The 22,155-nt window shown below is 35.7% G+C and carries 25 protein-coding genes and 1 riboswitch; of the genes, 3 read left to right on the top strand and 22 right to left on the bottom strand.

Annotated features, from left to right (window positions below; all coding sequences use genetic code 11):
* Complete coding sequence (gene tet(X) / locus Q0947_RS14400; RefSeq protein WP_299399256.1) at positions 1–1,137, top strand: tetracycline-inactivating monooxygenase Tet(X); 1,137 nt, start codon at positions 1–3, stop codon at positions 1,135–1,137.
* Between the two features lie 52 nt (positions 1,138–1,189).
* Positions 1,190–2,041 (top strand): RteC domain-containing protein, encoded by an 852-nt coding sequence (locus Q0947_RS14395; protein WP_229986995.1) that lies wholly within the window; start codon positions 1,190–1,192, stop codon positions 2,039–2,041.
* 3 nt (positions 2,042–2,044) lie between these two features.
* Here the strand turns inward: Q0947_RS14395 and Q0947_RS14390 are convergent, their stop codons facing one another.
* The 20 genes from Q0947_RS14390 to Q0947_RS14295 all read right to left on the bottom strand — a co-directional run bounded on the left by Q0947_RS14390 (position 2,045) and on the right by Q0947_RS14295 (position 19,766).
* Entirely contained in the window at positions 2,045–3,058 is a 1,014-nt protein-coding gene (locus Q0947_RS14390; RefSeq protein ID WP_066764787.1) for an RES domain-containing protein, read from the bottom strand.
* A 52-nt stretch (positions 3,059–3,110) separates the two neighbouring features.
* Positions 3,111–4,052: a sce7725 family protein gene (locus tag Q0947_RS14385; protein ID WP_066679298.1), complete on the bottom strand. Its 942-nt coding sequence runs from the start codon at positions 4,050–4,052 to the stop codon at positions 3,111–3,113.
* On the bottom strand, positions 4,034–4,903 hold the full coding sequence (locus Q0947_RS14380; protein ID WP_066679297.1) for a sce7726 family protein: 870 nt from the start codon (positions 4,901–4,903) through the stop codon (positions 4,034–4,036). The genes Q0947_RS14385 and Q0947_RS14380 overlap by 19 nt, the downstream gene beginning before the upstream one ends.
* A gap of 449 nt (positions 4,904–5,352) precedes the next feature.
* Positions 5,353–5,700 (bottom strand): hypothetical protein, encoded by a 348-nt coding sequence (locus Q0947_RS14375; RefSeq protein WP_299399237.1) that lies wholly within the window; start codon positions 5,698–5,700, stop codon positions 5,353–5,355.
* 277 nt (positions 5,701–5,977) lie between these two features.
* Positions 5,978–6,556 carry an MliC family protein gene (locus tag Q0947_RS14370; protein WP_299399233.1) on the bottom strand — a complete coding sequence of 193 codons (579 nt, stop codon included), beginning with the start codon at positions 6,554–6,556 and terminating at the stop codon, positions 5,978–5,980.
* A gap of 103 nt (positions 6,557–6,659) precedes the next feature.
* Positions 6,660–7,643 carry a zinc-binding dehydrogenase gene (locus Q0947_RS14365; RefSeq protein ID WP_299399229.1) on the bottom strand — a complete coding sequence of 328 codons (984 nt, stop codon included), beginning with the start codon at positions 7,641–7,643 and terminating at the stop codon, positions 6,660–6,662.
* Between the two features lie 164 nt (positions 7,644–7,807).
* Complete coding sequence (locus Q0947_RS14360; RefSeq protein ID WP_299399224.1) at positions 7,808–8,329, bottom strand: YceI family protein; 522 nt, start codon at positions 8,327–8,329, stop codon at positions 7,808–7,810.
* A 49-nt stretch (positions 8,330–8,378) separates the two neighbouring features.
* Entirely contained in the window at positions 8,379–8,663 is a 285-nt protein-coding gene (locus Q0947_RS14355; protein ID WP_299399219.1) for a GNAT family N-acetyltransferase, read from the bottom strand.
* A gap of 81 nt (positions 8,664–8,744) precedes the next feature.
* Entirely contained in the window at positions 8,745–9,458 is a 714-nt protein-coding gene (locus Q0947_RS14350; protein WP_299399464.1) for a pirin family protein, read from the bottom strand.
* Between the two features lie 255 nt (positions 9,459–9,713).
* A complete protein-coding gene (locus Q0947_RS14345) occupies positions 9,714–10,589 on the bottom strand; it encodes an AraC family transcriptional regulator (protein ID WP_299399214.1) in 876 nt (291 codons plus the stop codon).
* 29 nt (positions 10,590–10,618) lie between these two features.
* Positions 10,619–11,188, bottom strand: coding sequence for a TMEM175 family protein (locus tag Q0947_RS14340; protein ID WP_299399209.1), 570 nt, complete (start codon positions 11,186–11,188; stop codon positions 10,619–10,621).
* 52 nt (positions 11,189–11,240) lie between these two features.
* Positions 11,241–12,128 (bottom strand): pirin family protein, encoded by an 888-nt coding sequence (locus tag Q0947_RS14335; protein ID WP_299399204.1) that lies wholly within the window; start codon positions 12,126–12,128, stop codon positions 11,241–11,243.
* Between the two features lie 168 nt (positions 12,129–12,296).
* A complete protein-coding gene (locus tag Q0947_RS14330) occupies positions 12,297–12,860 on the bottom strand; it encodes a hypothetical protein (RefSeq protein WP_299399200.1) in 564 nt (187 codons plus the stop codon).
* Between the two features lie 335 nt (positions 12,861–13,195).
* The gene (locus Q0947_RS14325; protein ID WP_299399196.1) at positions 13,196–13,630 is read right to left on the bottom strand and encodes a hypothetical protein; all 435 of its coding nucleotides are present in this window, start codon (positions 13,628–13,630) and stop codon (positions 13,196–13,198) included.
* Between the two features lie 234 nt (positions 13,631–13,864).
* Positions 13,865–14,677, bottom strand: a complete 813-nt coding sequence (locus Q0947_RS14320; protein ID WP_299399193.1) for an SDR family oxidoreductase — start codon at positions 14,675–14,677, stop codon at positions 13,865–13,867.
* 219 nt (positions 14,678–14,896) lie between these two features.
* Entirely contained in the window at positions 14,897–15,385 is a 489-nt protein-coding gene (locus tag Q0947_RS14315) for a hypothetical protein (protein WP_299399190.1), read from the bottom strand.
* Positions 15,386–15,615: 230 nt separating this feature from the next.
* A complete protein-coding gene (locus Q0947_RS14310; protein WP_299399187.1) occupies positions 15,616–15,987 on the bottom strand; it encodes a hypothetical protein in 372 nt (123 codons plus the stop codon).
* Between the two features lie 174 nt (positions 15,988–16,161).
* Entirely contained in the window at positions 16,162–18,231 is a 2,070-nt protein-coding gene (locus tag Q0947_RS14305) for a glycoside hydrolase family 20 protein (protein WP_299399186.1), read from the bottom strand.
* A gap of 50 nt (positions 18,232–18,281) precedes the next feature.
* On the bottom strand, positions 18,282–18,995 hold the full coding sequence (locus tag Q0947_RS14300) for an ATP-binding protein (RefSeq protein WP_299399185.1): 714 nt from the start codon (positions 18,993–18,995) through the stop codon (positions 18,282–18,284).
* Positions 18,996–19,121: 126 nt separating this feature from the next.
* Entirely contained in the window at positions 19,122–19,766 is a 645-nt protein-coding gene (locus Q0947_RS14295) for a hypothetical protein (protein ID WP_299399184.1), read from the bottom strand.
* 54 nt (positions 19,767–19,820) lie between these two features.
* A riboswitch (SAM-I-IV-variant riboswitch) is annotated at positions 19,821–19,914 on the bottom strand.
* Positions 19,915–20,035: 121 nt separating this feature from the next.
* Between Q0947_RS14295 and Q0947_RS14290 the strand changes: the two genes are divergently transcribed.
* Positions 20,036–20,713, top strand: a complete 678-nt coding sequence (locus tag Q0947_RS14290) for a class I SAM-dependent methyltransferase (RefSeq protein WP_299399183.1) — start codon at positions 20,036–20,038, stop codon at positions 20,711–20,713.
* Between the two features lie 19 nt (positions 20,714–20,732).
* On the opposite strand, the gene Q0947_RS14285 is transcribed toward Q0947_RS14290, so the two are convergent.
* A complete protein-coding gene (locus tag Q0947_RS14285; protein WP_299399182.1) occupies positions 20,733–21,527 on the bottom strand; it encodes an endonuclease/exonuclease/phosphatase family protein in 795 nt (264 codons plus the stop codon).
* A 180-nt stretch (positions 21,528–21,707) separates the two neighbouring features.
* Positions 21,708–22,130, bottom strand: coding sequence for a lipocalin family protein (locus Q0947_RS14280; protein WP_299399170.1), 423 nt, complete (start codon positions 22,128–22,130; stop codon positions 21,708–21,710).
* Positions 22,131–22,155: the final 25 nt, after the last annotated feature.

The raw sequence follows: 22,155 nt of genomic DNA, 5'->3' as shown, positions 1-22,155 counted from the left end.
ATGATTTTACTAAAACATAAAAAAATCGCCATAATTGGAGGCGGGCCTGTTGGATTGACGATGGCGAGATTGTTACAGCAAAACGGCGTTGACGTTACAGTTTACGAGAGAGACAAAGACCGAGATGCAAGGATTTTTGGTGGGACACTTGATCTGCACAGGGATTCGGGACAGGAAGCAATGAAAAGAGCGGGATTGTTACAGACTTATTATGATTTAGCTTTACCAATGGGTGTAAATATTGTTGATGAAAAGGGCAATATTTTAACCACAAAAAATGTAAAGCCCGAAAATCGTTTTGACAATCCTGAAATAAACAGAAATGACTTAAGGACTATCTTATTAAATAGTTTACAAAATGACACCGTCATTTGGGATAGAAAACTTGTTACCCTTGAACCTGATAAGGAGAAGTGGATACTAACTTTTGGGGATAAATCGAGTGAAACAGCAGATCTGGTTATTATTGCCAATGGTGGAATGTCTAAAGTAAGAAAATTTGTTACCGACACGGAAGTTGAAGAAACAGGTACTTTCAATATACAAGCCGATATTCATCAACCAGAGATAAACTGTCTTGGATTTCTTCGGCTATGCAATGGAAACCGGCTAATGGCTGCTCATCAAGGTAATTTATTATTTGCGAATCCCAATAATAATGGTGCATTGCATTTTGGAATAAGTTTTAAAACACCTGATGAATGGAAAAACAAAATGCAAGTAGATTTTCAAGACAGAAATAATGTCATTGATTTTCTCCTGAAAAAATTTTCCGATTGGGACGAACGCTACAAAGAACTGATTCGTTTGACATCATCTTTTGTAGGATTAGCGACACGAATATTTCCCTTAAATAAGTCTTGGAAAAGCAAGCGTCCATTACCCATAACGATGATTGGAGATGCCGCTCATTTGATGCCTCCTTTTGCAGGACAAGGCGTAAACAGTGGGTTGATGGACGCCTTTATATTGTCTGATAATCTGGCCGATAGGAAATTTAACAGCATTGAAGAGGCTATTGAAAATTATGAACAGCAAATGTTTGCTTATGGAAGAGAAGCACAGGAAGAATCAATAATAAACGAAACGGAAATGTTCAGCTCCGACTTTTCGTTCCAAAAACTAATGAATCTATAAAACAGAAAGGCGAGGAAATGAAAGAGAAAATAGTTAAAACAGACTAACAAAAATGGTATTTTCATTAAATCATATTATCTCGGAGATACAGCGAAAAGAAAATAAAATTTCTGTGTCTGCCACCAATGCGATTGATGAAGCGTACCAAATGCTGATATTCCTGAAAGAATATTTATGGTCGATGAGGGAGGTGGTTACAAAACAAGGCTTTAAAAACCAATGGGAGGAAATCAATTTCTTCCGCAACATTAAACCGTATATTCTCTCTAAACTCATTTACCACAATAAGATATTTCGCATACAGACATGTTGTCCTGTTGACGGAGGGAAAATGTATGCAAGTTATTTTTCAGAACAGTTGCAGGAACTAAAACAGGAATACAAAGAGCATATCTACTATTCTGATTTTTACAGGTATTATCGTTCGGGAAGAACCGATCGTGATGAAACCTACTTTAGGTTAGGCAACATTAATTTCCACGATGGTCTGAACAGTTTCGTCTTTGAAATTGACCCACTTTTTTCAACTTATTATGACAACAAAGTGGCTCGGATAATAGCAAATGAGCTACTCTATACCTACATACTCCAAAAAATTAACGATGATGAAATAGCAGGCTCTCTTTCTGCAAGAGATATTTCATCCGATGGTATTCTTTGGACGGATAGCAAAAATGCCTTGATAGAACTTATTTATGCTCTTTATGCGAATGGCTCTCTTTCCTATGGTAAAGTAGGAATACGAAAAGTCAGTTTAGTTTTAGAAAAACTATTCCGGATTACTTTAGGAGATCTGCATAACTCTTTCCATCGAATGAAATACCGTGCCGGTTCCCGCACCTCGTTTTTAGACCAACTGAAATCTTCTTTGGAAGAATATATGGATAAACAGGACGGGAGGTAGGGTTTATTTAGTATTTAATTGGGTGTATTCAAGATTTATATTTTCAATGTCATAGACATTAGTTTCAATGCACTTGAATTTTTCAGGATAAAATATTGCAACGTTATAACCCTGCGAATATAATGAACTTCTAAATTCTATACCGTCAAATCCCATTGATTTTATCAGTTCTGAAAGATACTGTGTTGGCAGATAATCCAATTCGCTGTCATTCTTTCTTCTTGGCTTTGAAAGTTCTTCTTCTAATTTATCAATGAAAGAACCGTGTAACATAACTTCTTCTAAAGACTCTAATTCTGCAAGCCTGAATACATCGTATGTGGAGCGACTTAAATTAACTACTCTTATGTCTTCTTCAAGTTTAAATGTACCGACAGAAACGTAATCAAATAAACTTGCTCTTGCTTCATATAAAGTTGTTGTTATGTCATTAGCAATATAGAGATAAGAAATACCATTTGGATTGGCTCTTCCGCTTTTAGCTAATTCATTAGGAGGATTACCCATTTGTTCGAAAGGATACCCCTGTGGATTATTACTAATTCTTGCTCGATAAAATTTCTTTCCCTTTTTGTAATCTTTCTGAAAATGTTTGAATAAGGATTTTAATTTTTGTAAATCCAAAGCATTTACAAAATGAAATCTATTTACGGTTTTTATTTCTTCGGAAAACTTATCCCAAGAAAGGAAAAGCGGTTGAGTAACGTCTTCCTCTGCTCCTGTATTATGAAACCTTAATCTTACAGGGTTGTCTAAAACATTTTGATAATTGGCAATGTCATCTTTAATAATCTCAGCAATGAGCTGTTTTATATTATTTGTATCAATTAGTTTTTGGGTAAATACCTTTTTATGAAAATCCGTAATGATTTGACTTTCTAATGGTTTTCCATTGACGGTATCAACTTCATACAAGTCAATAATCCCAAGAAAGAAAGGGTTTAATTCGGAAGCCTCATAGACACTCACATTTTCGGACAGGCAATAATCACAATTATCTGTTATCTTGTTACCCAAAATGATAGCATTTATATAACTGCTCTCAAAACAATTTGTGCAACAATTCATACTAAATCAATTTCAATACTAAATCTATATGGTTCATTAAGGAAAGTTTCTTCAATGTCCCTAATCCTGGAAAGTGTCCGTTTTCGTGAAATCGTCTAAATTCAGATATAGCAATAGAGTCATAGCCTGTTTGGTCACACCAAGCAATAAGTTTATCTAACGCCTCAGCAAACTTTCCTGCAATATCTGATGTGTCATCATTTGAGTCAGAAACAAAATGTTTAACTTTTATTCTATTTGTCTGTGCTTCCGCATAAGATAAATGTATCGCAACAGCATAGGGAAGAAACCCTGTTTCCGAATATTCCTCTCCAATAGAAAGATAGTCCGAAAAACCTTCAAACCCTTCTTCTTTGTAATAGATATGTTCTTCTGAAAAATTGCTTTCATCTACTTGCAAATAATCCGCATTCTTTGTTTGAGCATTGAAATAATCATCAAGTTCAATTAAGGTATTTCTTTCAAAATTTCTAAAATATCTTCTACTTGTCGATGATAGATTGATTACATTATATCGAATGGCAAAATGTTCTTGATATGATTTAAGAACATCTGAAATGTTATCAAACACGGCATTATGAATAATACTTAGAGCAGGAATAACTTTTGCATATTGTTGTAAAATGCCAATAGCTTTTGAATGGTCTATCCTATTATGGAAAATAACACCTATCTGATAATTTGTATAATCTCCAACTGAACTGCTAATAGCATTAAAGATTGCATTGGTATCTTTGAATGTTCCTACTTGTGGATTAACAACAACTGTAAAGTTGATATCATTACTTGCTAATTCTTTTATCGTAGTCTTTAAAGTAGAAGAATCCTTGACAGGTTCAATAATAGGAGATACTTTTTCTTTATTTGGCAAAAGAACAGGTTTAGTTAATTCTCTTATTCCTATCAACTCAAACTGCTTTCCTCTTATATACGGTTGATACATACGCTTTTGGTTGCTAAAAAATTATACAATCTTTGATATTCCTGCTCATTAAAATCCAAAGAATTACAAATGTGCTTTAGTTCTCTTGGGGTTTTAGATGATTTCAGCAAGTCGGGGTTCAATAGTTTTCTCTCTTTTAGTTTATTTAATACCTGCTTTTGAAAATCAACTATATCAATTGTGGCAAGTAGTTCGTAACAAGCTCTAAAAATCTTTGTATTAGGAACATCAGGGACAGAACCAAAATTAACAGCAACTAAATCAAGATACTCTTGCTTTCTCAATATTTTAAAAATAGTTTCAAAGTCGAAGAAAGATTTATTTGCATCTGCCTCTTTTATTGTTTCCAATTTATTTTTGGCATTTAATGCGATAATACCAATGCTTGTATTTTCGTATTCAACTTGGAGCTTTTTAGCATATTTTTCATCTGTAACAATATGTACCTCATTGGCAAATTTTTGGTAGTCATTTATTTGTTTTGCCAATTTTTCTAATCCGTCAAGTTCCGTTTTAATCTCATAGACTCTTACAGCACCGTTCAACATAACCAAGTCAGCTTTTGAAGCACCAATTTTTAGTTCATTAAGTGTTAATGTTGATTTTAAGCTATGAGTTTTTATAATATCAATAATCAAATTATTCTTATAGATGTATTCACATCTATATTGCTTTTGTAAGGACTTATATAAAGACTTGATTATGTCTAAGTTGGTTTCGTATGAGGTAGTGTTGAAGTATTTATCTATTTGTTTTTGAAAAAGCACATAATCGTCTTCCCGTACTATCTTTTGGAACATAGGCGGGGAGAAAATTTGTGATAATACTCTCAACTTTTGTATAGTTTTCATACTACTTCTTTACATTACAAAGGTAACAAATTACGAAAAGATAACTATTATAATGCTTGATAATTCGGTTTCGTGGCTTAAATAGGTTATAAATTTAGTCAAAAAAATGTACCAACATATACTTTAACATTATAAAACAGTATCAACAAATATATTTTTTCATTAGGGTTCTACTTAATGCTTTTAGGCAGTAGCTTCGTGACTTAACGAGTTTAACCGTTCCAAATCTTCCAAAAAATGTTTCGAGATTTGTTCGGGTTCGGCTACTAAAGTGAAAAGCCATAATCTAAAGATTATGGCTTTTTTTATGCGTTTTATTTTGAGTGTTTCCGATGCTGGGCATCACAATCGATTCCAAAAGTGATTGAGACACTTTAAGGAGTCCAATTGAAATTATCGGAATGTACGTCTAAACTGCAAATTGGGTGATTCCAAGTTTATCAAAATGATTACTCATCAGCATCAGGCGGAAGCATAACATCAGTAGTAATATTGCTTTCTGGGATGGCATTCATAAACTCATGTATAGAATCATTACCATCCGCTCCATAACTTGCCAACATAGTTCCCTTACTGCCATCTTTCGTTTGGATAACATATAATAAGGACGTATCAGAAGGATTACTAAAACCTTCATAACGATGTTCCCTTAATATAGTCACATCTTGAGGTGCATATCTATTCTTTGTTTCTAAATTTTCTAATTGATTCTCGACAATCCGATATTGATCTGTAAAGCCGGCAGCTTCATAGCGGCGGATGTAATCAATTTCATTTTTGGCATAATCATCATTCATAATTATTTCTGTTTTGGTTAATAAGTCTCTATTTTAAGATTTTAAAGGTCTTAACAAGAGGTTGTATAAGTTAACACTATTTCGCTAATTATTAATCGGATTACGATTGAAATTTGATTCTTTTCAGAATAGATATAACTAATGCGAGATTCTAAAGCATGCATGTGTCCTAACAGCCATTGCAGATCAACCTTCGCTTTGTAATAACTCACAAACTGAACGCAAAAGCGGCTTGAATTTTAGTTCAAACCGCTTTGTATATAGAAATGGGCTCTTTTTAGTTTTTGAAAACTGTCTTGCCGTCTTTAGTCAATTCCAATTTCTCTCCTTTTCCTCTTAGCTCATAGTGCTCATTCTTGTACCAAATGCCTGAAGCAGCTTTCTCGGCTATTAAATCAATTTGTTCTCCACCATTTAGATACACTTTAACCGTGCCTTCTGTGTTGTTGAACGTCATATCAAGTGTCTGACCTTTGTCGTCCTTAAGAGACGTTTGTACAATGTCATCTTGGTGTTCAAATACGATCTCGTTACCTTTTTTCAATTGGAGGTCGTTGCCTTTTCCTATAAGTTCATACTGATCATTTTTGTACCACACTCCCGAAGCCGATTTTTGTTGTTGTAATTCAACAGTCTCACCATCCAAAACGAAAGTCGCTGTACCTGCTGTATTATTGAAAACGAATTCTATTTCCTTTCCGTCATTGCCAATTGAAGTTGTTTTAACGATGTTGTCTTCAACCTTTTCAACAGTTTCTGTTATTTCTGTGTCTGCGTTTTCTTGTTTTGGAGTTTCTTTGCAAGCGCTTAAAAATAGGGCTGCAAGCATGGTCATTGTCAAAAATTGTTTTGTCATTTTTTAGTTTATTGTTTTAAATATTTTACTGTTTGTATTACGCGGTTAAAGCCGCTTCAATTATTCAAATAGTGTGCCAAGTGGTCTTTTTTCTCACAAACAATTACAATGATTCTTCCATGGAAATCACTAATCTTTTGCCTGAATCAATTTTTTGGGTCCATAATGTTTCAATGTTTTTAAGGCTATCTACCACCAGTTCCATTTTTAGTTTGCCATCCGCAGCCAGTTGGAACATTTCAGGAAGAATGTCTTCACTGAGAGACTGAAGGTCTTCTTCTGAAAGACTTCCAAATCCGGATCCTAAAATTTCAATGGCAGAACTTCTTAAGACGCCCGATGATAAACTGATATGTTCTCCCGCCATAGACCCGACAGTTACAATTCGGGTTTTGTGAGTATAATTATGTAGACCGCCACCTTTCAATGCGGTAATGATCAATTCAATTGGTTTACCCCAGATATAATCAATAACCAAATCGATAGGGGTTTCGCGATGCACTTTTTTTATGTGCTCTATAATGACGTCATCATTTTGCTTTAATGAAATACTAAGGTCTGCGCCAAGTGCTTTAGTTTTCTCTAAAGTCTCTTGATTTCTACCGGTTGTGATTACGGTTTTGGCACCATAATATTTCGCAATCTGAACTGCCAACAACCCAGTCACACCGGTGGCTCCATTTATTAAAACATTCTGACCCGGTTTAATTTCACCTCTCACTTTTAAAGCCATAGCCGAACCCAAAACAGCATTTGGTAATGCGGCCGCAGTATTATTGTCTAAATGGTCAGGAATTGGAGTGTACCTGTGTTTGTTTATAATGGCCTTTTCCGCAATCATTCCTGTAATTCCCTGAGCATAAACTCTGGTTCCGTCTTCTAAAACACCCACACCATCCATACCTACTACGGTTGGCAATTCAGTATAACTTGCATAATGTTTACCACTTGCACGTAATTTATCTAAATTCTTTACCGCTGCTGCTTTTACGTTTATGAGTAACTGGTCATTACTTTTAACTTCCGGATTTGGGAAATCCAAATATTTTGGAGATTCTCCTAATTGTTCTAAAACTGCTGCTTTCATCGCTGTCTATTTTTTAGTTTGTGATTACGTCAATTGTTTTGTACCTATTAAGGTATAACTATTATTTCAATATCGTATTGAACATAAAAAGAGGCAGTTGCCTGCCTCTTTTATATACTTTAAGGTTATGATACTTGTAGAAGCATCTAACTATAGTATGTTACTTATGCTTGTTTGATGAATTGTACGTCAGCAACCAATTTAACTTTATCAGAAACTACAATGCTTCCTGCTTCTGTAACAGCACTCCAAGTTAAGTTGAAGTCTTTTCTGTTAATTTCACCTTTCATCTCAAATCCAGCTTTTGTTTGTCCATAAGGATCAACAGCTACACCATTAAGCTCAGCATCTAAAACAACTTCTTTAGTGATGTCTCTAATAGTTAAATCTCCAGTTAATTTTTCACCATCAAAAGATTTTGAAACGAATTTCAATTCTGGGAATTTTTCAGCGTTGAAAAAATCATCAGATTTTAAATGTGCGTCTCTGTCTTTGTTTTTAGTGTTGATAGATGCTGTTTTTGCATTAAACGAAAAATCTGCATCTTTAAAATTATCACCATCAGTTTTTGCAGTAGCGTCAAAATCTTCGAAGTGACCTGTTACTGTTGAAATCATCATATGTTTAACTTTGAATGCGATTTCTGAATGTGCGGTGTCGATTGACCAATTTGTGTTCTTATTCATCTTAAAATGTTTTTTAGTGTTATTATTTATTTTATTAGTAATTGATTTATTATTTTTTTAATACGTCTTGAATGTCTTCAAATTTTCTAAACATGGCATTTGCAAATGGACATAGAGGCGTGATTTTAATATGTTTCTCTCTGGCCATTTCTACAATCTTATAAAGTAGTTGCTTTCCAACATTTTTACCTTTAAACTCAGGTTCTACCTCAGTATGGTCGATAATAATATGGTCTTCGCCTGCAATAGAATAGGTCATTATTCCTGCTTTCTTATCATCTTCACTTGCCAGTGCAAAGCCTTTGTTGTCTCTTTCTTTTATAATTATTTCCATGTTGTGTGGTATTTATTGTGACTACTCTTAATTATGAGGCTGTTACTTCAAATATCAGAAAATTATATCTAAAATCCAGCATTACATTGTCATCGGTACTTCCATTAACAATACACGCGCATTTTCTGTTGCTTTTACATTAATGCTATCTACATCCCAAATGCCCATACCATCTCTTTTGGAAAGTTTTGTATCATTGATTTCTACTTCACCATCAAGAATAAAAGCATAAACGCCGTTTCCTTCCTTTTTGATTTGATACGCATCAGATTTTCCTTTTTCGAACTTTCCTATATGAAACCAAGCATCTTGGTTGATCCAAACGCCTTCGTCGTCTTGGTTAGGTGAAAGCACTTGATAAAACGCATTGTCTTTTGCAATATCTCTGATAGAAACTTGGTCATAACGAGGCGCAACGTTTCTTTCTTTAGGAAACACCCAAATTTGAAGGAATTTCACCTCCCTATCTTTGTTCTTGTTGTATTCTGAATGTGTAATTCCCGTTCCTGCACTTAAAACCTGTACATCACCTTCTTTAATAACGGCCACATTCCCCATACTGTCTTTGTGCTCCAAATCGCCTTCTAAAGGTATAGAAATAATTTCCATATTATCGTGTGGATGCGTACCAAAACCCATTCCGGCTGCTACAGTATCATCATTTAATACACGTAATACACCAAAATTCATGCGTTCTGGATTGTGATAATTAGCGAAGCTAAAGGTGTGGTGGGAATTTAACCAACCATGATTAGCGTGTCCTCTTGTGTCTGCTTTGTGAATTATTGTGTTCATAGTCTTTATGTTTTTATTTGGTAAATGATTAAATCCTACGCGATCCATTAATTTGTCGTAAGTAGATGTTGTAGGCTTCTGTTCTGATCCTTTAAATGTTTGTGGAGCAATAGCACCAATAACACCGGTTAAAAGGATATTTTTAATAAATTTCTTACGATTCATAGCCTATGCTTTAACTATGGTACAAAGATATGACCAAAGTAAAGCGTGTGGAATATGAAAAAGGGGAGTAGACTTATGAAAATCCGATGTTTAAGCTTTATGCTCGTTTTTCTTGAAGCTGGAAGGGGATAATTGGGTGTTTTTTTTGAAAAATGCACTAAAATTGGCGGGCTCGTTAAAACCCAAATCATAAGCGATTTCTTTATTCGATAAATCGGTAAAATAGAGCAGTCGTTTTGCTTCGGTAATAATTCGCGCCTGAATGAAGTCTTTTGCGGTTTTGCCAATTCTTGATTTTACGGTTCTATTTAAATGGTCGGGCGTAATATAAAGTTCGCTGGCATAAAATGTAGTAGCATGTTCTTTCTTGTAATTTTTTTCTACCAAATTTTTAAACTTTCTGATGAGGTTGTCGCCAGTAGTGTCCACGTCAGACTCTATCGGATTGATAGAACAGATATTATTACATTCTATTAATAAGAGTTTTAAAAAAGCGCCGATCGAAAGCAACCTCATGTTGGAATCACTATTGAAAAGTTTGAAAATTTGATCCGTAAAATCGACTATGCGCTCAAATTGTTCCTTTCCTGGTGTTAATGGTGGACTTTGTCCGTAGTTGTTAAAGAGGTTTAAACTGTCAATAAAGGATAGACGGATGGCGTTTTCTACTAAAAACTGATTGGAAAACGTCATGGCATATCCAAACGATTTTTCTGTTTCTATAACTTGATGCACCTGTCCTGGAGCAACAAAGTATATTTGTCGTTCTCCTAAGTCGTAGGTGTTGAAGTCTATTTTGTGAAGCCCTTTTGCTGCATTGATAATGAGTACGGTGTAATAGTTATGTCGATGGGGTTCGTCCACTTCGCCGTTCCTTTTGGTGTAGATATCTTCCATTTTTGATATCCCAAAACTAACGTGGTCATGAGCGATATTTACCTTTTGATATGTTTTAACCGTATCCATTAAGCACTTATATCAGCATTTTTAAAGGGTTATATGCTTTCTTCAATTCGTTTGTCCGGAACAAGCCACATAATTGCTATAATGGCATATAATGAAATCGCTATCCAAGTGTTCAGAAATGATACCCCAACACCAAGCGTATAACACACAATGGAAATCTTCCCTTTTCTGTCAGAGCCCACAACTCTTCTTAGTGGGAATTCCTCGCCATGTGATTTTATAATCTGCGCTTGTAAAATGAAATAAGCTAAGGCACAAAATAATAAAACAACACCATAGGCTATAACCGGTAGTTTTTCATCGTAATCCTCACCAATCCAAGCGGTAGTAAATGGAATTAACGACAGCCAAAAAAGCAAATGTAGATTTGCCCAAAGTATTTTACCATTGACTCTTTGTGTAATTTGAAACAGATGGTGGTGGTTGTTCCAGTAAATGCCTATATAAATAAAACTAAAAACATAACTTAGAAAAATTGGTGTTTTTGAGAGTAGCGCGTTTAAAGTGGTTTCATGTGGTGCTTTGAGCTCTAAAACCATAATGGTTATGATAATTGCTAAAACGCCATCACTAAATGCTTCTAATCGGCTTGTTTTCATATAGGTTTAGGTTATGCTGTATGTGCTGCTGCGTTAAATGCTAATAAGTGTTCTATTTTTTAAATCTTGGCGTTGGATAAGGAATGTATTCAACTTCGTCCCCTTTAATTTTAGGGAAAGTTTGTTCTTTCCACATTTGTTTTGCCACTTCAATACGTTCTTTACTTGAGGATACAAAGTTCCAATCGATAAAGCGTTCTTCGGCTAAAGGTTCACCACCAAATATATAAATGGAACTGTTTTCATGAATGGTGAATTCACAAAGTGTACTGTCTTTTGCTACTAATAATTGTTTAGAGTCGTAAACATTGCCATCACTTTCAATAGCGCCTTCAAGAATGTACAACCCAGATTCTCCATAAAGCTGATCCCCGATATTAACGGTCTGTTTTGTTTTACTTTTTATCTCAATCATAAAAAGCTTGCTGTACACAGGAACTGGCGATTTTCTGTCAAATGCTTCTCCTGCAACTAACTTAAACTCTAAGTCGCCTTCAGTCCACCTTGGAATATCTTGCTCTTCAACATGAAAAAATTCCGGATCCATTTCTTCTAACGCTTTCGGCAATGCTACCCAAATTTGTAAACCATGCATAAACAATTCAGAGTGCCTTAAATATTCTGGTGTACGTTCAGAATGGACGATTCCTTTTCCGGCGGTCATCCAATTTACTGCACCCGGCTTAATTTCCACTTCGTTCCCAAGCGAATCCCGATGCATAATGCTTCCTTCAAAAAGGAACGTAAGTGTTGAAAGTCCTATGTGTGGGTGTGGCAGTACATCAAAATTATCGCGTTCACTCAGTTTTACAGGTCCCATATGGTCTATGTAAATAAAAGGTCCTACCATTCTTTTTTGTCTGAATGGCAATAAACGTCCAACCATAAAGTTTCCAATATTGGCTGCTCTTTCTTCTATAATTAGCTTGATGTTTGACATGATTGTAAAATATTAATTGCTGAAAATCTTAATCAAATTTACAATTTTCCTTTTTATTATAATTAATTGCTCCGAACTATAAATTTTGTGGGATTGTGTAATTTATAATATTAAACTATGATTCTGTTACATATCGTTTGAAACCATTTGTTATAATTCTTCGCAGGATTAGGATTTTAAGGGAATTGAAATGCCGAATGCAAATGCACCGCTATACTGTTCAACAGTTTGTTGAAAGAAATAGGTAAATCCCAAATCAAAATTATGATCTCGTCCAAATTCTAATCCAAATGCAAATGGAATATGATAGATGATTCCGCTTTTATGAATGTTTGTATATGCTGTTGAGGTTTCGAATTTCCCGATAGAGGTGCCTATTCCAATTTCAATGTAGGGAGCTACCCAAGGAATTGGCGCTCTCACCCGAGCTTTTCCTCCCATTTGAAACGCTTTAGTTTCAGCTTTCTCATCTGTAGGATTGTCGTTAAAGTCTTTTCCATTAGAGTTGGTGACTATCAATCCGGCGTATGGCCTAAATTCAACCCAAGAAGCCGCTTTCAATACGTATTCTCCTTGAAGAAAAAAGCCGCTATCAATAATTTCGTCTGCACTATAATAGGGGACAGTCATACCATATCCTATTTGAATATTAATGGACTTTTCCTTTATGAACTGTGCTTTGGCAAAGCTAGACATCAAAAGGACTGCAAATAGAATAAGGTTTTTTTTCATAAGGCGATAGGATGTGGGGATAAAATGGTAGTAATAAGGAATGCTTGAGCATTAAAGAACGAAATGTAAATTCAGAAAGGTAGTTTAGAAAAGGATTAAAGTTGGTTGCGCTAAATCTAGCAATAAATTATATACGGGCTTAGCAGATGTTTTTATTTTTTATGTTTTTTGCTCGTTCAAGATTTGCTATAGTGCTATAATATCTTAAATTTTTTTCCTGTTTAGTGTTTCATTTTAAAATCGGCGAAATAGTTTATAAGACTTTGTTTTTCAGGTGGTTCATTAGGAAGTAGATTTGGATCAATTTCGTCAATTAGAAACGTATAAGTAGCTTTTTATCTCAATCGTTTATTTATTAATTCTTCAAGCTGATTTAATGTGTAAATAGTAATGGGCTTATAACTTTCCCATTCTTTTTCAAATTCGCTGTAGTAGCGTTTATTCATTTTCTCAAAATCAGATGGTTCTAAATTTGGAGACGTTAGTTGTTTTAAACTATCAACTTCCTTTTCCATTTTCTGACGATAAGTTTCCAATAAATCAAATTTGGCCTGGGCAATTCTCAAATTGTCGTTATTTGTAGTATCAGAAACAATTGATTCGGTTGGAGAGAATGTTGTGAAGGAACGAAATAAAATCGGTGGGTAAGCTTCATATCTTGCGGACATTCCAACTTTGGCATAAATCCCAAATAAAGGTTCATGTGGTTCAAATTTAAAGTCACTCCACTTCAGTCTGGTTTTTTTGTCCCATATAATTTTTCCATTCAAAGTTTTAAATTCTTGTAAATCGAACTCATTAATATTATTCGAATAATATCTATAGATTAAAAGACATGCGATAATTGAAACCCCAAGAATGATGATTTTTAAATATTTGGGCATAGGTTGGTTCAAAATTATTTACACTACTCGCATATCTTTAGTCAAACTAAATAACTTCGAAAGCTACATTTTTTTTCATTTGAATGTCATGACTTCCATACAATAATTCTTCAGCTGTAATTACAGCATCTTTTTGATGTTTTGAAGAACGCCACCATCAACTAAAATATCGGTACTGGTAATAAAACGAGCAGCATCACTTACTAAAAAGTGCACCACATCTGCAATCTCTTCTGGCTGACCATTACGCTTTAACGGTGTAGCTTGTTTTAACATTTTCATGCGTTCAGGATGCTCTTCTGAGGCTTTTAAAGCCATAGGGGTCTCAATAACTCCAGGGGAAACCGTCACAATCCTGGCACCTTTTGCGCCCCATTTTTCAGCATTTTTAAGCATCAATAATTGGACGCCACGCTTTACAAAATTGTACATCGTGTCAGCGTTGTTATTGACATGCTGACACACAGTATCAAATGAATCGGCGGATTGCGGATTGGCAAGGGCCTCATCATAAGCTTTGTTTGCCGGAACGGTATGCGCCATCATGGACGACATTAGCACGGCTACAGTGTCTTTTTCGGCAAGCTCATAAAAGGCATCAATGAGTAGTTCTGTAGCAACCAAATCAATGGTGTATACTTTTTTGAGATCTTTTGCGCTTCCGCTAACGCCCGCGGTATGAATTAAAGATTTTAGTGTACCAGTTTTTGAAACGAACTGCGTCAACTTTTTGATGTCCTCTTTGTTGGTGATGTCACAGCTAATTCCTGTTACTTCAAATCCTTCATCTGAAAGTTGCTTCACCGTTTTATCTACAAGGTCTTGGGAATAATCCGTAATTATTAATGGTTGATCTTTAAAAGTTCTGGCACAAGCTTGACCTATGCCTCCGGCACCTCCAGTGATAACTATGACGTTCTTTTTTATATTCATGACGTTGTGTTTTAAATTGTAAAGATTTTTATTTCACACAGTATTCCAATAAGTCGTCGATCTTTTATTTGGACTTTAAAATCAAATTCCAAGTTTCGACGGGGATGGTTTTATCTACTTCAAGTCCAGGATAGTTCGACATCGCAAGATTCTTCTCGGTGTGTTCGCTTTTTTTAAGGATAATATTACAAATAGTTATTTTTAAATCACATTTCCAGCTTACTTGACAGGTTTAAAATCCTGATTGGAAAAAGGTGATGTTTCGGGAATGGTCACCACATTAAATTCCATTTCTGCCGCTTTATGGCACTGGTTGCATGCATTGGTCAATGACGTGTAACTCGATTTAAATAATGCTGCATTTTTTTGTTCAATAGATTTAGTGATACTGTCCAATGGCGGTAGCATCATTCCAATCATTTGCGTTTCCTTTCGTTCACTTTGAAATTTCTGAATATCTTCAATCGCTTCCTCCAGTTCGTGCACTTCAAAGTCGGCAAGATCCCAATTCTCGTTTTGTCCTGCAAACCATAATTTAGCGTGGTGGGTTTGTATGCTGCCCATAATATCACCGAATCCAGGTTTGTAAGTGTCGGCAAGTTGCTGTTCTAAATTATCAATTCGCTCTTCCAGATGTTTAGTGTTATCTGGCTGTTGGTTACAGGAAAAATGTCCAAATAATAATAAAAGTAATAGCGCTTTTTTCATTTTACTACATTTTAATGATTGCACGACATCTAAAATGTCATGCTTATTTATAATTAGTTTTAAAGGAAAACATTCAAGTTAATAAATAAAAACCGAATAGAAAATTAGCGTGGGTCATTGTGAGCAGAATTGGAGTAAACGGGGATTATAATAGAAGGGAAGCCAACTCGGATTATACATTAAGGTGCATAAGTATGCTTGACTTAAATTTTGTTCCTTGATACTAATTTTTAATAGCCACTGCCACTAAACGTCACCAAAGTAGTATCTGTCCTTATATCGAATTGAACCCATCGGTCCAACGCACCTCCATTGGTATAATAGCCGCCGCCAATTTTTTCCTTTTTGCCATTGGCGCGTGTGAAAGTCAAAAAATAGGCGCCGTCAGATTGGTTTTTTGTCATTGAAAGAAAATCCGTTGCGGTTTCTTTCGGATCTATATTAGTTCTTTTAATGACGTCCAGTTTCTCAGAAGTAGTAAACTGGACGTCAGTAATGGGAGTGTTGCTGTTATTTTCAATCGCTACTTCAATTCCGTTTTCTCCAAACCTAGAACATGAATTTAAAGTCAGAACTGTAAGTATGCAAATGAATATTTTCATGGTGTGAATGCAAATAGTTATTTGGGAAATTGGGTGGATAATGTTTTTAAATTTATAAAATCACTTTTGTTTTGGACCCTAGGGCCAAAGGATTTTATTGATGATTTTAGTGTTGGTTAGCGTGTGTTTGATTAATATTCTTGCGTTTTTATTTTAAAATAAATTTAGAACTTTTTACTTTTTGATAGAGGATAATTTTAAGTTTTTAACCGTGCCTTTAAATCCATTTTCCCGATCGCCAATCTTCTCTAATGGGAACGTTAATGTTTGTTGAAAGTTGAAGCCGTTAGGTAGCCCCTCTGTTTTTTTGTACGCCGTTAATTGCTCTTTTTCACTGCCATCTACATAGAGTGTCACACTTTTATAATCGCCTACAATACGGACGTTTTGCCAGCTTTTTTCCTGTGGAATAAAATTAAATGTATAGGTGTAGCCATCGCGTGAAAACCCTAATTTACCTGTGCCATCTGTGTTTAAAGTAATAGTTCCGTAGTTACTTTGGAAAAGAATAGCATTTCGTTTATTCCCTTTTTTCGGATTAATATCAAAAGAAACATCATAAGTATATCCTAAATTGGTACCTCCTAAACTAACTTCTTTCTTACCATTAAATCGGACCGGTTTCTGACCAATTTTTGAAGCGATGTCATTCAATTCTTGGTCACTAAAATTACCTGTTAAATTGGTTTTAGGACCGTCAGAATCAGCATTGGCCAATTGTTGGTACGCCTCATAGCTTTTTATCGGCGCTACTTTCCAGTTTTTTGTGCCTAATACTTTTAAAGCAGGCATGGTACGGTAATGCACATCCAATTGAGAAATTCCATTGCCAGAAATGTCATTCCAAACTGCAAAAGTGGACCCTAAAAGTCCTGGTTGGAAGTCTGGTAATGTTAATGAGGTGTTCACTTTTTCTGGTCTGTAGTTAGCGTAAAGCCATTCAATATCTAAGAAATCTCTATAGTAACCAGCTGCAGGAACAATATACAGCCAACTGTCTGGTGTGGAAATTATTTTAAATCCGTCAGCAAGCATTTTTTCGGCATTCACCCAATCCTTACTCCAAGCATTCATAACGGCGTTGCCAACCGGTTTAACGTGTGTTAATGGCGTATCCTTTAACCATTCCAATCCACCCCAAAGACGTGGCGTTTTACCTGAATCGGCGATGTGTTTTAAATAGTGATTGGTAAACTCACGAAAGCGCTTTGCTTGGGCATTATCCACATCCCTTCCTTTACCTTCTTTGATATACTCATCGGTACCAATATGAACGTCAGGACCGATAAAAACAGGGTTGTCACCCTTAATATATTCATCAAAAAGCTTGTCGAAGAAATTATAGATCATAGGCAGCTTTTCATCATTTAGGATGTCTAAATGATCATCAGCATAAGGCGCTGAAGCTTTCAGTTCAGGATTATAGCGTGTAAACGCCAACGAATGCGCAGGGATGTCAATTTCAGGGATAACATTTACGCCGTAGTGCATTCCTATGCGTTGTAAATCGCGGAATTCGTCTTTTGTATAATGCCCATCTTCTGCTGCCAAGTCAGGATAGGTATCACTTTCTAATCTGAAAGCGGCATAGGTTTTTGACCAATCATTATCATAATAGTTCTTAAAAGCATTATCATTTAAATGAACGTGGAATTCATTCATTTTATAATAGGACAGAATTTTTACATAATCTCTCAAATACTCTATTGTAAAAAACTTTCTACCAACATCCAGCATAAACCCACGCTTTGGATAATCAGGATAATCTGTTACCAATCCGGAAGGGATTTGGTTTTTATGGTTTTCAACAAGTTGTAACAGTGTGCGCGTTGCCCAAAATACGCCTTCTCTGGAAGCACCTTCAATAGTGATGCCTACGGTAGCATCTAAATCTAAGGTATAGGCTTCACTGTTTTTTAGCGCGGCATTGCTATAAGTTAAAAGAAGTTCATTTGCTGAAATTGATTTTAATGCTGAGGTAGTTGCTATAGTCGCCTCAATTTGAAACATCGTGTGTAACTCCTCCTTAAGCTGTGTTGCAATCTGCATCAAGCTGTCATTTTTGCTTGTGTTTACGTGTATTTGGAGTGTGTTAGGTAATGTGTGAACACCGTTTTTAGCAACAAATTGTTGAACTTCCGGAATTACTTTTAGTGTTGTTGCTTGTGAAAATAGTTGCAGTGTTGTAGCAAAAAGGAAAAGTACACATAGGTTAATCTTTAAAAGGGCATTAAAATTTTTCATGGTAAAAAGAGATAATTATAAAATGAATAGTTCGGAAATTCTGATTTGGGTTATTGCTTTTTCTCCTTTTCTAACCGAATGACATTAGCCTTTATTTGTTGATAGGTGATGTCTTTAGCTTCGGCATAGGAGATGTGATACGTGCGTTCAATCGTATTGAGGTTTTCAGGATAGTTCGCTAAAAGTCTGTCGTAATATGTATCAAGTTGCTGATTGGTTGGCAATTCATAATACAGTTTTATTTGAAACCTTCGCAATAACGCGGTGTCAATAATCTCCACGTGGTTGGTGGCGCATATCAATAAGGAAGTGTCTGGCAAATTATCGATTTGTTGAATGAGGATGTTCACCAAGCGCTGCATTTCTCCAGAATCTTTAGTGTCATAATCCCTGATTTTACCAATAAAGTCAAATTCATCAATAAATAAAATCGCATTGCTGAAAGAGGCTTTTTTAAAAATTTCAGCAATATTTTTACCTGTTTCTCCTAATCTGGAGGATACAAAACCGCCTAAATTAAGCGTAATAACTTCTTTTTTTAAAGCTCTCCCAATGGCGTGTGCAGTAGCTGTTTTTCCACACCCCGTTTTTCCGTGCAGTAAGATTTTATTATCAACTGGAATATCAAGCTTTTTAAGCGCCTCAATGTAAGTGAATTCCTCAATAAGCTGGTCCAGTTTCTCTCTGATTGCCGTACTTAAATGAAGTTCATCTAGCGTTAAGATTTTGTTTTTAGAGGATATAGTGGTGTTGTGTGTTGCCATAAATAAGGTTTAAATAACAAATTTAACCATTAAACCGATTTTAAAGCGTTCTCCTGCAAAATGTTTAGCGTTAGCTTTAAATCGTGAATTTCACAGGAGAAGCTAGAAAGAAATTATGGTTGGATGTTAAGCTAAAGGGAAAAGACTTTCATACTTTGAGGGGTAATTTTGTTTGAGCGTGTCACATAAGTCCTCAAAAAAGGCATTCCATTCGTCTTGTTGCATTTCACTTGCGCGTTTGCCCGATGTCACTGAAATAGCACTGCCAACGCGCCATGATATTGGCAGATTCAATTGTTGTTCGGCCTTCATTCGCCATAGGGTAGTGGATAACCGTCCCACACTTGTATATGGCGTTATCGGGAATTCCTCTTTTAATTTTTGAAGAACAGCAGCTTTTTGGTCTTCGTGTATGTGTATTTCAAAATTTGAAATACTACTCATAACATCTTGATCCAATCGTTTTTCTAAGGGAATAATGAGAATCCATTTTGATTGGGTTTGAAGGATGAAATTCCCTTTCGCGTTGGTGGTAGCATACGACGCACCAGTAAAATTCTTGTCGTCATCAAAATTGATAAGTTGATAACTTTTCGATTTTGAAAAGTCAACCAGAGTGTTAAGATTGGAATGCCAAACCCGGATGAGGTACATACCATCATCAACAATCAAATCATGGATTTTGATGGAAGTTTCGGTGATTGGTAAGAGTACTGTTTCTAGAGTTTTTAGCTCTAAGTCTTTTGAAAAAAGTTGAATTGAAGTGGTCATACAAATAAGTATTAAATGATTAAACGTTATTTGTATTTCGATAAGGCTTTAAGAAAATGTCGTTCATTTTGACTTGATGTCCATATTGTTTTACCACCGTGGTGTCTTCACTCGGTTGGTACCTTTATAAAGGTTCGAAATACTTGGCGAAGATACTAATTTTTTTGGAAAAGGTAAATTTCAGGCATTTACGGTCATGCTTCTATCCCGAAAAAGCGTTGTGGTGGTTGAAAATTTATCTGTAGTTTTGGTCTTGAAATCGCATAGTTATGAAGCAACAGGATAACCGCACCAAACCTAAAAAGAAACCTTGGCCAACTAAGGCGGCTATGGAACAGGTTTATGAAATGAAGCTTTGGGGTGGTAACGAATCCGAATTTTATTCTGGCGATGGATCGCACGACCCAAAGTTGGTGAATCCTTATATAGACGTTGTAACAGCGTTTTTGAAATCTTTTAAAAATCCGCTTATAGTGTGCGATTTAGGTTGTGGCGATTTTAATGTCGGAAAGGAATTGGTAAAGTACGCTCAGAAATATGTTGCGGTAGATATTGTAGCCGACCTTATAGCGCATAATAAAGAAAAATTCGACCATGCAAATCTGGAATTTCAGTGTTTGGATATCGCGGTAGATGCCTTGCCTGCTGGAGATTGTGCAATAGTAAGACAAGTGCTTCAGCATGTATCGAATGCCGAAATACAGCGTATTCTTGATAAATTATCCAATTATAAGTATGTCATCCTAACCGAACATCTGCCGGAAGGCGATTTTACACCGAATAAAGATATTATTTCAGGACAAGGCATTCGGCTTAAAAAAGGAAGCGGATTGGACGTGTTGGCGCCACCATTTCATTTTAAGGTTAAAGAATCAAAACTGTTGTTGTCCGTTGCGTCAACGCATGGTAAGGGTGTTATTGTCACGACGCTTTATACCGTGTTTTAGTTCACACTGAAGTGCTATACTAAAAAGTCACTTCCAATTCTACCAATAATGGCCGATGGTCAGATATAATAGGTTCCTTCAGTAACTCAATATGTTTCGCCTTGAATTTTACCTGCTCTGAATCTCTATAAATGAGATGGTCAATTTCAGACTTCTCATCACCTTGAAAACTTAGATTATCGGATCCTTTTTCAACAAATACAAAACCTTGCTCGGCAAAATAGGCCATTGTTGGCGAATCTGGAGTGCAATTAAAATCGCCAGTAATAATAGTCGCTTTGTTTAAGGTGTCTATATAGTTGAGCAGTGCTTTAGCTTGGCTTAAACGAAACGCACTACCCTCAGTGCCGCCAATCCAGTCAAAATGAACATTCGCAAATACAATGTTACAATCTTTCGCGATCTCTACTTCATGAATAATTGCTGAGCGCGGTTCGTATTTTGCGTCTGGTAATTGCAGCACTTTTGTCGATGTTAAGGGTTTAGCGGATAATGTGGCCATGCCGTACTCGCCACTTTGGAAGTCCATGAATTTACCAAAAGTGCCCTCCATCTTCGTTTTTTGCGCCAAATAGTCTGTTTGTCCGACACTATCTGATCGCCTGCAATAATTGTCGATTTCCTGAAGCCCAACTAAATCGGGTGCATGTTGTTTTATAAGTTCTGCGGAACGCGATAAATCCAAAATCGTATCTAATCCTTGTCCGTGACGAATATTATAAGACATTATTTTTAGGGTCGTAGATTGTTCTTGATTGGTTTTGCAGGAGCTAAACAAGCCTATGCAGATGAGTAGATATAGGAGTTTTTTCATATTTAAATTTCAAGTATTGGAATTCATTCGGTTGACAATATTCCGCAACCATTAGTAATGGGTGCACAATTGCGCAAGGAAGTTAGCGAATAAATTAGAAATAGAGAACTAGCTCAGATTTTCCTAAAAAGGGCAGAAGTTGAATTGACAGCATCGCTGAGGTGCGTGAGATAAAGAGCGTTACTGTTTTTCGTACGTGAATACCAAGTCGGTTGTAATAATATCGTCATTGATAACTTCCCAGCTCTCATAGGAATAAATTAATTGAGAGTTACTTATGGATATCTTTTGTTCTTGGTCGAATTTAGACGCGTTAAAAACCCGATAATAGCCTTTATTGTGCTCCCAAGATTGTTCGATAATATAGGGGTCACAAGTGCCGGTGTCATCATTAGTAACGAAATTTTTAAACGACACGGTTTGGTTGGAGTAAAATTCGACACGATTTCGAGAGAGACAATCGGTGAATTCCACAACGGTACCATCCATTGATTTTTCTACTAATACCCAATTCCCAATAATTGGATCTGTTGTCTCGTCATCGGTATCACAACTAAAAAACGAAACTAACAATGCGATTAAAATAAAAGAAGTAGCTTTCATAGTTCCATTTTTTAAGTTGATAAAT

The organism is uncultured Gelidibacter sp., from assembly GCF_947500795.1.
Lineage (GTDB): Bacteria > Bacteroidota > Bacteroidia > Flavobacteriales > Flavobacteriaceae > Gelidibacter.
Note: the sequence above shows the minus strand (reverse complement) of the source record. Positions and strands in the feature narration are given on the sequence as shown.

Coding starts and splice junctions, on each gene's coding strand:
- Q0947_RS14395 (WP_229986995.1), top strand. CDS start 1,190: ATGGTATTTTCATTAAATCATATTATCTCGGAGATACAGCGAAAAGAA.
- Q0947_RS14385 (WP_066679298.1), bottom strand. CDS start 4,052: ATGTATCAACCGTATATAAGAGGAAAGCAGTTTGAGTTGATAGGAATA.
- Q0947_RS14380 (WP_066679297.1), bottom strand. CDS start 4,903: ATGAAAACTATACAAAAGTTGAGAGTATTATCACAAATTTTCTCCCCG.
- Q0947_RS14375 (WP_299399237.1), bottom strand. CDS start 5,700: ATGAATGATGATTATGCCAAAAATGAAATTGATTACATCCGCCGCTAT.
- Q0947_RS14370 (WP_299399233.1), bottom strand. CDS start 6,556: ATGACAAAACAATTTTTGACAATGACCATGCTTGCAGCCCTATTTTTA.
- Q0947_RS14365 (WP_299399229.1), bottom strand. CDS start 7,643: ATGAAAGCAGCAGTTTTAGAACAATTAGGAGAATCTCCAAAATATTTG.
- Q0947_RS14360 (WP_299399224.1), bottom strand. CDS start 8,329: ATGAATAAGAACACAAATTGGTCAATCGACACCGCACATTCAGAAATC.
- Q0947_RS14355 (WP_299399219.1), bottom strand. CDS start 8,663: ATGGAAATAATTATAAAAGAAAGAGACAACAAAGGCTTTGCACTGGCA.
- Q0947_RS14350 (WP_299399464.1), bottom strand. CDS start 9,458: ATGAACACAATAATTCACAAAGCAGACACAAGAGGACACGCTAATCAT.
- Q0947_RS14345 (WP_299399214.1), bottom strand. CDS start 10,589: ATGGATACGGTTAAAACATATCAAAAGGTAAATATCGCTCATGACCAC.
- Q0947_RS14340 (WP_299399209.1), bottom strand. CDS start 11,188: ATGAAAACAAGCCGATTAGAAGCATTTAGTGATGGCGTTTTAGCAATT.
- Q0947_RS14335 (WP_299399204.1), bottom strand. CDS start 12,128: ATGTCAAACATCAAGCTAATTATAGAAGAAAGAGCAGCCAATATTGGA.
- Q0947_RS14330 (WP_299399200.1), bottom strand. CDS start 12,860: ATGAAAAAAAACCTTATTCTATTTGCAGTCCTTTTGATGTCTAGCTTT.
- Q0947_RS14320 (WP_299399193.1), bottom strand. CDS start 14,677: ATGAATATAAAAAAGAACGTCATAGTTATCACTGGAGGTGCCGGAGGC.
- Q0947_RS14315 (WP_299399190.1), bottom strand. CDS start 15,385: ATGAAAAAAGCGCTATTACTTTTATTATTATTTGGACATTTTTCCTGT.
- Q0947_RS14310 (WP_299399187.1), bottom strand. CDS start 15,987: ATGAAAATATTCATTTGCATACTTACAGTTCTGACTTTAAATTCATGT.
- Q0947_RS14305 (WP_299399186.1), bottom strand. CDS start 18,231: ATGAAAAATTTTAATGCCCTTTTAAAGATTAACCTATGTGTACTTTTC.
- Q0947_RS14300 (WP_299399185.1), bottom strand. CDS start 18,995: ATGGCAACACACAACACCACTATATCCTCTAAAAACAAAATCTTAACG.
- Q0947_RS14295 (WP_299399184.1), bottom strand. CDS start 19,766: ATGACCACTTCAATTCAACTTTTTTCAAAAGACTTAGAGCTAAAAACT.
- Q0947_RS14290 (WP_299399183.1), top strand. CDS start 20,036: ATGAAGCAACAGGATAACCGCACCAAACCTAAAAAGAAACCTTGGCCA.
- Q0947_RS14285 (WP_299399182.1), bottom strand. CDS start 21,527: ATGAAAAAACTCCTATATCTACTCATCTGCATAGGCTTGTTTAGCTCC.
- Q0947_RS14280 (WP_299399170.1), bottom strand. CDS start 22,130: ATGAAAGCTACTTCTTTTATTTTAATCGCATTGTTAGTTTCGTTTTTT.